Raw genomic sequence first — 14623 nt, forward strand, 5'->3', positions numbered from 1 at the left:
AGTAGAAACCTTTAACTGCTTTAATTGTCAGCTGCTTTAACTGTTAACTGCTTCAAACTATTCTTACAGCCACTTGCCGAGCCCGTCCGTCCCCGGCTCGGTCAGCACCTCGAGATCGGCCAGATCAATATGCTCGCGCGGCACGACGGCGCGCTTCGGGAACACGATCGGCGGCGCCGGCTTGGTCGCGTCGACGATCGCGGCCGCGGACATGCGCGGCGTGTTTTTGCCTTCCTTGCTGTATTCCCAGTTGGTCGGCAGCAGGCCGCCAGGTCCGTTCCACTTGGGGATGACCAGCAGATCCCGCTCCGCATCGAAGCGGGTGCCGATCGCCCACGCCACTTCCTCGCCGTTGAAGACGTCGATGTCGTCGTCCACCACGACGATGTGACGCAGATTCTCCTGCTCCGTGTTGAGCGCGGCGAACGCCGCCTTCTTCACGTCGGCCTCCCGCTCCTTATGAAGCGAGATGTAGCAATGCATCCGTGCGTAGAACGGCACGTGCACGGTCTTGAGGCTCGGCACGACCTCCTTGACGGTCTGGTAGATGCTGCCCGAGCGCGGTACGCCGCCGACGACCAGATGCTCCCGGCTCGAAGCGACGATATCCTGGAAGATCGCGTTGTTGCGGTGCGTGATCCGCTTGATGCGGATCGTCGGCACCGAACCGCCGCCCAGGTAGTGACCCGGCCACTCGCCGAACGGTCCTTCCGGATGGTCCTCGTCCGGCAAAATCTCGCCCTCGAGGATGATTTCCGCATGCGCGGGGACGAGCAGGTCGGACGTCTCCGCCTGGACCAGCTCCAGCGCCTCGCCCATGAGCGCGCCGGCCGCCTCGTATTCGCCGCCGATACCCTGCACCCGCGAGACCGAGCCCATGACGAAGCCCGGGTGATGGCCGAGCGCGATCGCGATCGGCGCGGGTTTGCCCATCTTTTTGTACTTCTTGTAGATCAGGCCGCCGTGATGCGCGCCGAGGAACCAGACGCCCATGTCGGTCGCGTTAAAGATCTGATGGCGGTAAATGCCCGCATTGATGAGACCGGAGTCGGGATCGCGGATGATCATCACGCCTGCCGACAGGTAAGGGCCGCCGTCCATCTCGTTGTGAACCGGAATCGGCAGCTTGCCCAGGTCGACGTCCTGCTCCGCAATGACGTTCTCCTTGACCTTCGCCTGCGACCGCTCGACGACGACCGGCGCGATGGGCTTTTGCAGCTTTTCGCCGTACACCCGGGGGATGTCCTGCACCTCGCAGCCCAGATACAGCGCGATGCGCTCGTATTCCGTGAGCAGATTAGAGACGCAGGCAAAGTCCGCGCCCTTTACCCGGTTAAAGAGAAGCGCCGGATATTCGCCCTTCTCCGCGAGCGCCGCGGCGTAGCCGGTGATCCCGAAGCGGGGATCGACCTCCTTGTCCACGAGCCGCACGCTGCGCTTGTCGAATTCCGCCAGTTGGCGGAGGTACGTCCTCAGATCCTGGGCCATGCTGCCATCTCCTGTTCGTTAGGGAAGTAAAGACAGATCCGTCGCGTCGGCGAACGGAATTTCCTTTTTCAAAATGCCTTGGTCAAGCTGCGTCTTCTGCACGTATTCCGCGCCGGCCTCGGTCACCTTCAGCCCTTCGGGCACCTTCGTCAGTTGGGTGGCGACGGCTTGCTTGAGCACGTCCGCCGGCACCTTGTCGAACAGCTTCTGCACGGCCGCGACCGCGGTTTCCGGATCCTGCTGCGCACGCGCATTAACCTCGCCGCTTACTTTCAGGAATTGCTTCATGAGATCTTGGTTTTTCGCGACCCAATCCGTCTTGGCCATGATGACGATACCCGCAAATTCAAACGGCGGATCGTAGAGGACGCGGTAGTTGCCCGTTGAGACCATCTGGGACAGCGTAGGCTCCGACACCATGCCGCCGGCCGCCTGGCCGCTCTCGATCGCCGCCAGCATCGTGGCGCCGCTGCCGCCGTTGATGAGCTTCACGTCTTTTTCCGGATCGAGTCCTGCTTCCTTCAAGCCTTCGCGCAAGCCGGTATCGGACAGGCTGCCGACTTTGGTGACGGCCAGCGTCTTGCCCTTCAGATCGGCCAGCGATTGGTACGTGGCGTCTTTCTTCACGACGAGCGAGTAGCCGACGCCGTTAAAGATCTCGGCATACGCCTTGACGCCGAGTCCGTTCTGGATCTGACGGAGCACGTGCTCGTAGGAGCCGAGCACGACGTCGAGGCTGCCGCCGACGAGCGCCTGCACCATGTCGGAGCCGGCCGTGAAGTCCTTCTCTTCGATCTCGATGCCGGCATTCGCGTACGAGCCGTCGTTGATCCCGATCTGGGCGACCAGCGGCGTCATGCCGCCGCCGACGAGGCCGAGGCGGATCTTGCCGCCGACCGGCGTCGCGGGAGACGCTTCGCCGCTGCCCGAAGCGGATGGCGAAGCCGAAGCGGTAGCGCCGGAGCCGGCGTTCGAGTTGGAATTGGAGTTGCCGCACGCGGACAGCACGACGAGCATGAGCGACAGGAGCAGCAGCGCGAATGTTTTTTGCTTTTTCATAGAATAGACCTCCTCTGGATTGTAGAGCTTGCTTTGGAATGTATATCAAGCCGCTCCGTTTGTCGGGTCCAGCGTGATGTAGGGTCTTGTAAAAATGAGAAGCTTGCCCGGCAGTCCGCTTAGCGGTGCCTGAGCAGCACGCGCTCCAGCAGCAGCACGCACTGCTCGAGTAAGACGGCGATCAGCATGATCAGCACGAGTCCTGTGAAAATGCCCGTCGTATCGAGCATGTTCGAGGAATACGTGATGTAATAGCCGAGCCCCCGGTTGGAGCCCACCAGCTCCGCGATGACCGAGCCGATCAGCGCCATGCCGATGTTGAGCCGGATGCTGGTCAGAATCCAGACGGTTATCGACGGAAATACGACCCAGCGCAGCTTGTGCGACCACTTGGCTTTGTACGTGCTCATCATGTCCATGAGGTCTTTGTCGATGTTGCGCATCCCTTCGAACGCATTGTAGAAAGCCACGAAGATGACCATCGCCACGACCATCAGAATCTTGGAGGAAAGCCCGATACCGAACCATACGATGAACAGCGGCGCCAGCGATACGCGAGGCAGGCTGTAGAGCGCCATCATATACGGATAAATCCATCGCTCGAAAATGCCGCTGAACGCGAGGCCGATGCCGAGCAGCGTGCCGCCGACCATCCCGATCGCAAGCCCCGCGATCGCCTCTTGCAGCGTCGCGCTCATGTGATACCACAGATCCCCGTCGCCGAGCATCTCGACGATCCGGCGGCCGATGAGCGAAGGCTTGCTCAGCCAGAACGCGTTGAACGCGCGGCCGGACAGCAGCTCCCATGCGCCGATCAGCAGCACAAACACGACGATCCGGCCGAGCCATACGGATGTCTTCGAATATTCGCGTTCGCGGAACCCGGAGCGGTTCGCGCGCTTCGATGTTGCAGCCATCAGCCGATCCCTCCCGTGCCGCCGCCGGACATTTGCGTCCAGATTTCCCTCTGCAGTTCCTTGAAGACCGGATCGAACCGGATGTCGTAAAAAGGACGGGGCCGCGCAAGCCGGATATCGAACTCGGCCTTGATCCGTCCGGGACGGTCCGTCATGACGATGACGCGGTCGGACAGCGCGATCGCTTCCTCGATATCGTGCGTAATGAACAGCACGCTCTTGCCGACCGACTCCCAGATATGCAGGAACTGCTCGCCGATCTTGACGCGGGTCTGGGCGTCCAGCGGCCCGAACGGCTCGTCCATCAGGTAGATGTCCGGATCGTAGGCAAAGGTGCGCGCGAGCGCGACCCGCTTGCGCATGCCGCCGGACAACTGCTTCGGATAGAAATTCGCGAAGCCCTCCAGTCCGACCATTTTCAGCAGCCGGTTCGCTTCCGCGACCTGCTCCTTGTCGGGCAGCCCCTTGATCGCCAGCGGCAGCCGGACATTGTGGAGCACCGTCTTCCAGGGAAGCAACGCGTCGTTCTGAAACACCATGCCGACCCCGTCGGGAACGTCGACGATCGGCTGACCGTCGATATAGGCGGCTCCCGCCGCCGGCTGCAGCAGACCGGCCGCCACCTTGAGCAGCGTCGACTTCCCGCAGCCGCTCGGTCCGACGACGGAGACGAATTCGCCGTCTTTCACATCCAGGTTGACGCCCTGGAGCGCGACGGTCCGCTGCCCTTTCGATTGATACTCAACAGCCAGATCCCGTATCGAGAGCTTAGGCTCCTTGTCCTTTGCCACGGCTTTACACCCTCCCGTTCCCGCTGGTTTGCATGCGTTCCAACCCGCTGCGCAGCGTTCGAATTCCGTTTTCCCGCGTTAAATAAAGTCGCTGCGCTTCGCCGAGGGAGACGGTCCGGAACCGGACCGTGCCGCCCAGATTGGTCTGGGCGAGCAGCGGCCAGTCCACGGACGCGACCTGCGCGATCTTCGGATAGCCGCCCGTCGTCTGCCGGTCCGCCATGAGCACGATCGGCTGGCCGTCGGGCGGCACCTGCACCGTCCCGAACGTCACCGCCGAGGAGACAAGCTCCCGCGGCTCCCGCAGCCGCAGGCCTTCTCCTTCGCCGGACAGCCGGTAGCCCATCCTGTCCGAATCTGTACGGACCTTGAAGGCCTCCGCGAAAAACCGCTCCGCGCTGTCCTCGTCGAACAGCGACAGCTCTTGTCCCGCAACTGCCCGCACCTCCGGGTTCGCCGCATACGCAGGCAGCAGATCCGGGGCGACCGACCACCGGCTGTAGGCGACGCCGTCCGCCAGCGCTTCGTCCTCCAGCAGCGCCGCCAGCGCCCGGCTGGCCGGAGCGGGCGATCCGACCGGAAGCCGGTCGCCTTTTTGCAGCGCCCTTCCTTCCCAGCCGCCGATGCCCGCCCGCAGGTAGGTGGAGCGGCTGTTCATCTTCGTCGGCGCATCCACGCCGCCCGCAATCGCCAGATAAGCGCGGCAGCCGAACCTCGCGGGACCGAACCGCAGGACGCTGCCTTCCGGCGCAACGACCGTCTTCCACAGCGGCAAATCCCTGTCGTTCAGCCGCGGAGACAGGTCGCCGCCGCAGACGGAGATGAGCGCCGGCGCCGCAAAGTAAATCTCCGGCCCGAGCATCGTCATCTCCAGCCCCGCCGCGTTCTCGTCGTTGCCGACCAGCAGGTTCGCGATCCGCATCGCGAACGCGTCCATCGCGCCGCCGACGATCACGCCGAACTGCTGGGAGCCGTGCCTGCCGAGGTCCTGGACCGTCGTCAACAGCCCGGGCTTTACCATGATCATGCTCATACCCGCGCCGCCTCCCGTCGATCGAATTCTTCTCGGGAGATCGGTCTGAACCGCACGATATCCCCAGCCCGCAGCAGCGTCGGCGGCGTAGCGTCCGGCAGGAACAGCGGCTCCGGCGTCTTGCCGATCAGCTGCCAGCCGCCCGGCGTCGCGATCGGATACACGCCGGTCTGGTCGCCGGCGATGCCGACGGTGCCCGCGGGGATCGAGAGTCGCGGCGTCTGCCTGCGCGGCGTGGCGATGCGCTGCGGCAGCCCGCCCAGGTAGGCGAAGCCCGGCGCGAAGCCGAGCATGTAGACGAGATAGTCGGCGGAGGCATGAATCTCGACGACCTCCTGCTCCGACAAGCCGTGAGCCGCCGCTACCTCCGGCAGATCCGGTCCCAGCTCTCCGCCGTAGCAGACCGGAATTTCCGTCACTCTGGGCGTGGTCTGCGCGGCTTCCTCCAGCTTGACCAGCTGATCCCCGAGCCACCCGGCGACCAGGCCAAGCGGATCGGCGCTGCCGGATGGATCGGAAGAATCGGTCGGATCGGTCAGAATGCCGAGACCCGCGAGCGCTTCGAACGGCTCGAAGTATACCGTCACGGACAAGAAGGCGGGCACGTATTCGATCATGCCGGGGAAACGATGCCGCTCCAGATGCTCGGCTAGCTGCCTAACCCGGTCGTGCGTCTGCCTGCAGATCGTCTCTCCGAGCTGCACCGTGACCGCCGAATCGCCAAGCGGCAGCAGCTTCGCCTCGATCGCGCCGTATTTGCCGTAATTTTCGGCCAACCCTTTCAATTTCATCATCACCTTGTATAATAAAGCCTATGTTATAAAATCCCGAATTTCGGGACGTTAATCCCAAATTTCAAATCTATATAATACGATCATTATAGTAGGTAATGAGAAAATAGCAAGCAGGAATTACGATCTTGGCGTCGGACGACAACAATCGCATATCCAAGCGTTGGCCGTTCAGGTTATACTTACCGAAGAATGTCGGCGGGACGGGCGCGAATCGGAGCGGTAATCAGGAGGAAGTCGTGGAAAACAAGAGCAAAAACAAGACGGTTATCAAGTCTATGGATCTATTGAATTTATTTTTAAATCATACCAAACTCAGCATGAACGACATCATTCGCTTGTCCGGCGTCCCCAAATCCTCCGCCCACCGCATGATCGGCTCGCTCGCGGATATGGGCTTCCTGACCAAGGATCAGGACGGCCTATATTCGCTCGGCCTGCTGTTTCTGCAATACGGCAACCTGGTCGCGGAGCGGCTCGATATTCGCCATGTCGCCGCCCCCGACATGCTGCGGCTGCGGGACGGCATCGACGAAGCCGTCCATCTCGCCGTTCGCGACGGCGACTTTTCCATGTATGTCGAGAAGCTGGACACCGACCATCCCGTGCGGCTGTTCACCAAGATCGGCAGAAAGGCGCCGCTCTACGCCGGCGCCTCCTCGAGAATATTGCTGGCCTTCATGCCGGATGCGGAGCGGGAACGTTACCTGGGCGAGGTCGAGCTCGAGAAAATCGGGGACGGCACGATCGTCAGCATGGACAAGCTGCGCGATACGCTGGCATCGACCAGAAAAACGGGGTACAGCTTCAGCCGCTCGGAATTGGAGAACTACACGGCGGAATTGTGCGCCCCCATCTTCGATCACGCAGGACGGATGGCGGCCGGACTCAGCATCGCCGGACCGGAGGTCCGGTTCGGCGAAGACCGCCTGCCCGAGCTGATCCGCACCGTCAAGCAGACGGCCTACGACATCTCGCGCAAGCTCGGCTACGCGGGGCCGCCGATCACGCTGTAGCGGAGGCGATCGCGGCCGGAGGCGTGCTCAAAAACCCGCACGCGCCGCCATCGTCCTCTATCCCGTCCGCGGCGGGCGGGATGCCCCGCCGCCATCTGCACGCCCGTCCACCGCCGATGGAATGCCCAGCGCCACCGGTCCTCTCGCCCGTCCGCCGCTGATGGAATGCCCGCCGCCACCGTCTGCCTCGCCAGTCCGCGGTGGACGGGATGCCCGCCGCCACCGTCTGCCTCGCCAGTCCGCGGTGGACGGGATGCCCCGCCGTCACCGTCTCACCGCAAAGCCTGCAAATCTACATCTTTTTTCGCCGATCTCGCCCCTTTTTGACTAAATACATGCGAACGTACATCTTTTTTTCTTCCCCAGCCCCATTTCCGGCTTGTGCCTTGAATTTACCTGCACATTTGCATCTTTTCCATCGCGTGTCTTTGATCCGAAGAAAATGCCTGTACAAATGCAGGTTTTTCGACCCGCAGCACGTCCGAAAAGCTCCGTCATGCCGAGTGCGCGCTCCCCCGCCTAACCGCATTCCACATTCCCATATTCTCACCTCCCCGCCTACCAGCATTTCCCCATTCCCGCATTCCCACATTCTCACCTCCCCACATACCCGCATTTCCCCATTCCCGCATTCCCGCATTCCCGCATTCCCACATTCTCACCTCCCCGCCTACCAGCATTTCCCCATTCCCGCATTCCCGCCTCCCCATCTTCCCGCTTACGAATCGCCGCAAAAATAGAAAAGGAGCCGCCCCTCAGTCATGTTCATGACTGATAGGACAGCTCTCTTTACTTGGCCTTCGAGCTATTTCCCAACCTTGCCGCGTACGGACGGGAGCAGCAGCAGGAACGGCACAAGCGCCGCCCAGCCCGCAAAGAAAGATAGGGCGAACACGACCGGAAGGCCCGCCTGCTCGGCCAGCGCGGCCCCGATGAGCGGCGCGGCGATGCCCCTGAAGCCGACCAGCGACAAATAAATGCCGCTGAAGGAAGACAGATAGCGCCCCGACGAGCGGGACAGATAGTTCATCCACGCCAGGTCCATGCCCGATGAAGCGATCCCAACCGCGAACGCGCCGGCTGCTGCAGGCCAGAAGCCCGGCAGCAGCCAATAGGCCAGGGGCAGCAGCGTGCCCGCCGCCGCGCACCAGGACAGGACTGGTATCGCCGTGCGCTTGTCGATGGCATGCCCCCAGATTGGATTGAACAACAGCGCGGCGGCCGTCGTCGCCATGCTGATTAATCCAATCTGCCCGTTGTCGAGGTTCATTTTCCCAACCTGATAGACCGGGTAGACGGATGCCGGCAGCAGCATGAAAAACTCGTATATAAACACGCCGGCGAGCAGCAGCTTGAAGCTGCGGTCCGCGCGAAGGGCGGAGAGCGTCTCCGTCCAGCGCGTCCCCCCGGAAGCGGCCTTCTCCTCTTGCGTCGTCTCCGGTTCGCGAATGCGCGCGAACATGCAAATGCCGACGACGCCGAGAGCGAATCCGACGATCGCTGCCGTGCGAAAGTCGTCCGCCAGCCATTTGCCCGACACATAGGTCCCCGCAAGCGTCGCCAGCCCCGCGGACACCCGGACGATGGACATGTACGTCGCCCGCTTACCTTCCGGGTAGATGGACCGCATGAGACCCACATAAGCGGGCGTCGCCACGCCCTGGAGCGAAAAAAAGAGCAGCGTCAACAAGGCCAGCGACATCGGATCGCTTACGAAAGCCATCGGCAGCAGCGCAAGCCGGGCCGCTCCGTGGAACAGGAAGACGAGCCTCACCTTGCCGTATCCCGCCGTAAGCTTCCCCCAAAATATCGCCAGCAAATTCGCTGCCGCGGCAGCGGAAGCGATCGCGGCCGTATGCCAGGCGCCCCCGCCGAAGCGGAGCGCCATCACCGCGAGATAAGGGACAATCATGCCTATGCAAAGGCTGTTCACGACCGCGGCCGCGATGTCGATCCGCCAGTTTCTGCGCAGCAGCGCGTGCGCCGCGCCAGGCGCAAGCGCGCCGGACGCTCGTTCGTCGGCTCCGCTCATGCCGACTCCCCCTCCCCGCTATGCCCCGCTTGGGGTCCGCGCTTGCGCGGGCAGTTTCAATCGCAAGCGGGGCGCCGCCAGCCCCGCCGGCACGAGCGCGTACGCCTCGCTGTATGCCTCGCCCTCCGTGAGCCAGTTGCCAGGCGCATAATATGGCGTTAGAATCGGCAGCTGATGGAGCGGTCCGAACGTGTTGCGCCGGGTCAGCACCCATTTCACCTCAAGCTCGCTTTCGCCCGAGACCGGCACCTCGTACGGATGCCAGACTACGGTGCGCGACACGGCTTCCGTCTCGCCGCCCGCGCCAGCGCCCGCCTCTCGTACCGCTTCCGCTTCTCTTACCGCTTCCGTTTCCGCTTCAACTTCCCGCACGACGATCGCGGCTGCGCCTTCGCCGAACGCGGCGTACAGTTCGCCGCCGGCATGCGCCTTTCCGAGCGTCGCAGTCGCGCTCGCCACTTCTTCCCGGCCTATCCTGTACGTGATTGCCCCGCCGTAAAAAGGCAGTCCTTGCCCGGCAATTTCTCCCGCTGCAAGCCGCTCCGGCAATCGCGTCAGCGTCGGTTGCGTGCCGTTCAGGACGACGCCGAAGCCGCCGAGCAGGTACAGGTTCTCCAGGTCGAACTCGGCGTGCAAGTCCGTCGATACCTCAAGCAGGTTGCCGCCCTGCCGCAGCCGCTCAGGCGCGATGCGCAGCTTGACGAAGCAAGGATCGATCCACCATCCTTCCGCTGCCGATGTATCGATCCTGACGCCGTTCAGCTTGATCTCAAGCAGCTCGGGCCGCTCCGCCGCCAGATACAGCTCGCCCTGAGGCGGCACCTCGACTTCGAATGCAAAGCGCAGCGACAGCCGTGCGCTCCCCCCCGCGGATTCGGCCATATATTTGCGCCGATACCAAGGCTGGATCATGTCGCCGGCCCGCAGCGGCAGTCCGAGCTCGCGGCGCGCTGCGACGTCGATCCGCAGCACTTCGTCGGCCGGACGCCATTCGCCGTCGTCCAAGCGCCATTCGGCCCGGTCCAGCACGCAAACGTTAGGCTCCTCCAGCGCATAGGCGAACGGCCCTTGAAGCGGCACCTCCGCGGCGTCGGCAAGCCGAACAGCCGCAGGCAGCGCCCCCTCGGAGGCGTCCTTCCTGCCGGTCACGACAAAAACGCGCTCGCCGGACGGCGTAAAATCCGTCGTCACGACAAGCTCGCCGCCCTCGCGAACCGCCTCCACGGCGAAGCGCTCGCCCGTAAGGCAGCTCCACTCCTCGACGCCCGCGTCGTTCGCTCCCGCTCCGCCGACCGGCGCCGGCAGACGAATCGTGACATTGTGCAGCTCATTCACCCTGTCCATGTTCATCAAGACCGCGACCGTCCGGCTGTCTATCCGGCGAACCTGCGCGTGAATGTCCGGCAGCGGTTCGCCGCCCGCGCCCCGCGCGGTCACAATCGCGCCGAAGCCAGTACCTGCGCGAAGCAGCTCCGCCAGCTCCGCCGTCTCGCACCGAACCGCCAGCCCGCCAGCGGCGAATGCGGCGCAACTCTCGCTCGGCAGCGCGTCCACGTAGACGGGCGCCTCGCCCGCGAACACGACCCGACCGCCCGCCGCCGCGAACTGCTCCAGCAGCCGCAGCGTATCGCCCCGGATCGTCGTCATGCCGGACACGAGCACCGCGCGATAGACCGCGCGGCCGACCCGAAGGCGCGGCGTGCCGTCTTCCCCCGTTTCGACGCATGCCAGCCTTGACATCATTTCCTCGTCGCCGTAGTCGAAGTCGATTCTCTCGCCCGCCAGCAGATGGTACAGCGCCTCGAACTTGCGCTCGAGCTCCTGGACCGCCGGCGATACCGCGAAAAGGCCGCGCGACCAGCCGGGATATGTCTGGCACCAGAGGCTTTCGACCGGATGGACGACGAGCAGCTCACAGGCGGGCTCTCCCTGCGACAGCAAGAATCCGAGCCGTGCGTAGTACGTCTCGACGGTCTCGTACTGCCTCCACCAGGCGGACTGGTAGAAAATGCTCGCCGGGTAGTCGCGCTTGGCCTCGCCAGCCATCGTATACCAGGAAAGGTGATGGCAGCGGAGGTTGATGCCAAGCAGTGCCTGCCAGTCGCCGACCGCCTTGTGTCCTTGCAGCGTCATCTGCCAGCCCGTGCAGCCGTACAGCTCGGACATCATCCATGGCCGGCCGAGCTGGCGCGCCGCGGACGAGAGCTGCTTGACGATCCAGTAGTTGACGTTGCCCTCGGTCAGCACGTCCACGCCCGGATGGCTCATATGCTCGTAAAAGCGCATGACCGAGCCGACCATCGCGGTCTGGGCCGTCAGGCTGTCCTCGTGCAGCGTGTGTCCAGTCAATGCGATCCCGTTCGCCTCGCACCAGTCGCCGATCGGCTTCGCGAAGTTTTCCATGAACAGCTCGGTCAGCAGCTCTGCATAATGCCACTTGACCTGCGAGACGGCGCCGTCAACCTGCAGGAACAGCTCCGGCAGACGCGGGGCCAAGTCGTAGCCGAATCGCTCCCGGAAGCGGTCGAACAACGATGCCGTCCAGGGAGCGAGCCATTCCGGGTCGGAATTGGCGAGCCCGAAGCCGTCCATCAGCGCGCCGCGATGAGGCTCGTCGGTGAAAATGCCTTTGATGGAGCGACCCAGCCGGTCGCCGCACGCACCCTTGTAGGCTTCATGGGTCAGCTCGATAAAGCGGTCCACGGCCTCGCGGTTCATCGTGTCTACGTATGTGTAGCCGTTATAGAAGCTCTCGCTCGCCTGCTCTTCGACGGTGAAACAAAGCGCCCGCCGGCCTGGCGCGGGCCGCTCTCCGTCCGCAAGCTGCCGCACCTCGCTCGCTGCCAGTCCGTCCAGCGCGCACTCGAACAATGCCAGCGGCGGCTCTTGCGGCGCGACGAATTCCTCCGCGCCGCAGACGCGCAGCCGGATGAACTTCCGGCGGTAAGCGGGCTCCCGCGTAACGAGGCCGCCGGCGGTCCCGCTCGGCCAGCGGTCCTCGTCGTACAGCCACGCCTCCATGCCAAGCCGCTCGGCCTCGTCCGCGCACGCGTTGATCAGCCCCATCCAATCCTCGCCCATATATTCGGTCGCCAGTCCCGTACGCGAATGCATGAAGAAGCCGCCGAAGCCCATCTCCTTGAGAACGCCGATCTGCCGGATCAGCTCATCCTGTCCCAGCTCGCCGTTCCAGGACCAGAACGGCTTGCCGCGGTAATCCACAGGCGGACGTTCGAACTGTTGCTGCAGCAAGTCGCTCATCTCGATCCGCTCCTCTCCGACTGCGCCTCCAGCGCTTCTCCGCCCCGGCGGACCAGCGCCGCGACGCCTGCGACGACGACCTCCACGCCTTCCGGAACATGAATCTCGCCCGTCAATTCTCCTCCCGTCTCGCGCCGCCAGGAGACGGCGATCGTACCGCGCGGCGTGTGCACCGTGCCCGAGCAGCGCGAGATTCCGCCGACCGCCGTCGGCTCGAAGCGAACCGCAGCGAACCCGGGCGACAGGCACGTCACGCCCAGCACCGTCTCGGAGATCCACTTGACCGGCGTGCTCGACCAGGAATGGCACAGGCTGATCCGATACGAGCCATAAGATTCGTACGTTGTCAGCGCGTCGTGGTAATCGTCTCCGGCATATGAATCGGTGTAGGTCTCCCAGAAAGTCGTGGCGCCCCGGTCGAGCATGCCGCCCCAGATCCGCTCGATGATGCCGTAAGCGCGATCGTGCATGCCGTACCGCGAACAGCATTCGGCAAACTGGTACGCGGATAGCGGCGTCACCGGATCGCGCAGCTCGTAGCTCGATAAAAACGCCCGCGCACGCTCCTCGCCCACCATCCCGGCCGAGATGCCGAGTACCTTGACCGCCAGCCGATTGTCCGGGCGCATGAATTCGTCCTCGTGCGTCAGCGGCTGCGGAGGCAGACGTCCAAGACCGAGCGCCGGCAGATCCGCCGACAGCCTGCCTAGCGCGGAGAGCGTCATGCCGTAAATCGCTTGCAGACCCGAAGCCCGTTCCTCCTCGGTGAGCGGCACCCATTCGATCAGGATGCTGCCCTCCGGCGACAGACGGCCCGTCGTTTCATCCGCGTTTTCGAACACCCATCCCGCATGACGCCGCAGCGGCTCGCCCAGCTCCAGCGCAAATTCGCGGTCGCCCGTATAAAAAACATATTCGGCTACGGCCTGAATCCACCATAGCGTGTATTCGCAGATGCCGTTCATCCATTTGCCCCGCGGCGTACCCTCGCCCAGCTCGCGGAGCGCGCGCCGGATGACGGCTGTGTCGTCCCACAGGAAATAGCACGAGCGCGCCGCCATGTACAGGTCGAACGTCCAGTTGAGCCGGTCGCGCTTGATGCCGTCCCAGAGCCCGATCTGATGGCAGATCCGGCTCGTATGGGCGGATACGTCGTAGATAAGCGGCAAACGGGTCTCGGCGGACGCGAACGAGCCGGTCTGCTCCAGCGCGACCTGCACCGCCTCGAACCGGACGGATGCGGCGAACGCCGTTCCCGCCTCGCCGAGGAAAAACAGGCGCACGAAGCGCATGCCCTGCGGCAGCGTATGAAGCGACTCCCCCGGTCCGGCGCCGAACCATTCGGTGATACAGCCGTCATAACGCTCCAGCTCCTGCATCGATTCCGCGCCGTTCCAGAGCACGGTCAACGCCGAGGCGCCCTCGTTAACGAGCCGGATCCGCGCATTGTGCTCGCGCCCGAGATCGACGGTCGCCTGCGGCAGAGCGGCGAGATCGAGCCGCCGCTGCGCCGCGCGGCGGAGCGTCCATTCGTTCTGCTTGCGGAGATGGTAGAACCATTCCAGGCGCTCCGGCACCGGATCTTCGAGCGGCGCCCCGCCGGTTCCGGCGAGCGTGCCGCCGAAGCGCCATGCGCCATCGCCCGCCGGCGAAGCGTCCACGCCCGAGCGCTCCTGCACGGTCGGATCTTCCAGCGGCAGCGAGACGATGTCGCCGTAGCCGCCGCGCACGAACCAATCCGGCGACGATTCGAGGTCACCGAACGGCTCCTCGCCGAGCAGCGCGACGACGTCGGCGCGCTCGCCATCCGCGAGCCAGTCCTCGCCGCTCGGCAGCCACAGCCCCGCTCCTTCTACGAATCCGATAAAACCGACCGTGCGCGCGTGCAGATAGGCGTTAACGTCCGCGATCGGATAAACGTCATTCGCCTCGATCTCGACGCTCAGCGTATGCCTGCCCGCCGGGATTGACGCGGGAAACCCGGCGACGCCCGCAAACGCCGCTGCCGCGGCCGGCGATTCGGCGACTCGGCCGACGATGGCGCCGTTCCAGCGGACGACGGCCTCGCCAGTGAGCGCCACGCGAAATACGGCGCCCTCGATGGGCGCGTCCGCATTCAGATGCGCGGTCAGCGTCAAGCTGCGTTGTTGATGGCGTTCCGGGTGCCAGATCCACTTGGGAAGTGCGCGATTGTTTGCGATGTCCAAGGTCAGTCAGCCTCTTTCCGGGCAATTC

Annotated in this window: 10 protein-coding genes; 1 reads left to right on the forward strand and 9 read right to left on the reverse strand. The window is 63.9% G+C overall.

Annotated features, from left to right (window positions below; translation table 11 throughout):
- Positions 1-63 precede the first annotated feature (63 nt).
- The 6 genes from ACFOTD_RS23390 to pxpB all read right to left on the reverse strand — a co-directional run bounded on the left by ACFOTD_RS23390 (position 64) and on the right by pxpB (position 6073).
- Entirely contained in the window at positions 64-1488 is a 1425-nt protein-coding gene (locus ACFOTD_RS23390) for a UbiD family decarboxylase (RefSeq protein WP_378122350.1), read from the reverse strand.
- 18 nt (positions 1489-1506) lie between these two features.
- Positions 1507-2547: an ABC transporter substrate-binding protein gene (locus ACFOTD_RS23395; RefSeq protein WP_378122351.1), complete on the reverse strand. Its 1041-nt coding sequence runs from the start codon at positions 2545-2547 to the stop codon at positions 1507-1509.
- A gap of 119 nt (positions 2548-2666) precedes the next feature.
- On the reverse strand, positions 2667-3464 hold the full coding sequence (locus ACFOTD_RS23400) for an ABC transporter permease (RefSeq protein ID WP_378122352.1): 798 nt from the start codon (positions 3462-3464) through the stop codon (positions 2667-2669).
- On the reverse strand, positions 3464-4255 hold the full coding sequence (locus tag ACFOTD_RS23405; RefSeq protein ID WP_378122353.1) for an ABC transporter ATP-binding protein: 792 nt from the start codon (positions 4253-4255) through the stop codon (positions 3464-3466). Before ACFOTD_RS23405 ends, ACFOTD_RS23400 begins: the two co-directional genes overlap by 1 nt.
- Before the next feature lie 4 nt (positions 4256-4259).
- Positions 4260-5288, reverse strand: coding sequence for a 5-oxoprolinase subunit C family protein (locus ACFOTD_RS23410; protein WP_378122354.1), 1029 nt, complete (start codon positions 5286-5288; stop codon positions 4260-4262).
- Entirely contained in the window at positions 5285-6073 is a 789-nt protein-coding gene (pxpB, locus tag ACFOTD_RS23415; RefSeq protein WP_378122355.1) for a 5-oxoprolinase subunit PxpB, read from the reverse strand. The genes ACFOTD_RS23410 and pxpB overlap by 4 nt, the downstream gene beginning before the upstream one ends.
- A gap of 284 nt (positions 6074-6357) precedes the next feature.
- Here pxpB and ACFOTD_RS23420 point away from each other — a divergent pair, with 284 nt between their 5' ends.
- Positions 6358-7095, forward strand: a complete 738-nt coding sequence (locus ACFOTD_RS23420; RefSeq protein ID WP_378122375.1) for an IclR family transcriptional regulator — start codon at positions 6358-6360, stop codon at positions 7093-7095.
- An 805-nt stretch (positions 7096-7900) separates the two neighbouring features.
- Here ACFOTD_RS23420 and ACFOTD_RS23425 read toward each other — a convergent pair.
- The 3 genes from ACFOTD_RS23425 to ACFOTD_RS23435 are packed head-to-tail and all read right to left on the reverse strand — an operon-like array spanning position 7901 to position 14595.
- Positions 7901-9127 (reverse strand): MFS transporter, encoded by a 1227-nt coding sequence (locus ACFOTD_RS23425; protein WP_378122356.1) that lies wholly within the window; start codon positions 9125-9127, stop codon positions 7901-7903.
- 18 nt (positions 9128-9145) lie between these two features.
- Complete coding sequence (locus ACFOTD_RS23430) at positions 9146-12388, reverse strand: glycosyl hydrolase (RefSeq protein WP_378122357.1); 3243 nt, start codon at positions 12386-12388, stop codon at positions 9146-9148.
- Complete coding sequence (locus ACFOTD_RS23435; protein ID WP_378122358.1) at positions 12385-14595, reverse strand: alpha-L-rhamnosidase C-terminal domain-containing protein; 2211 nt, start codon at positions 14593-14595, stop codon at positions 12385-12387. Before ACFOTD_RS23435 ends, ACFOTD_RS23430 begins: the two co-directional genes overlap by 4 nt.
- Positions 14596-14623 lie beyond the last annotated feature (28 nt).

The sequence above is a fragment of the Cohnella sp. GCM10012308 genome (assembly GCF_042649185.1).
Lineage (GTDB): Bacteria > Bacillota > Bacilli > Paenibacillales > Paenibacillaceae > Cohnella.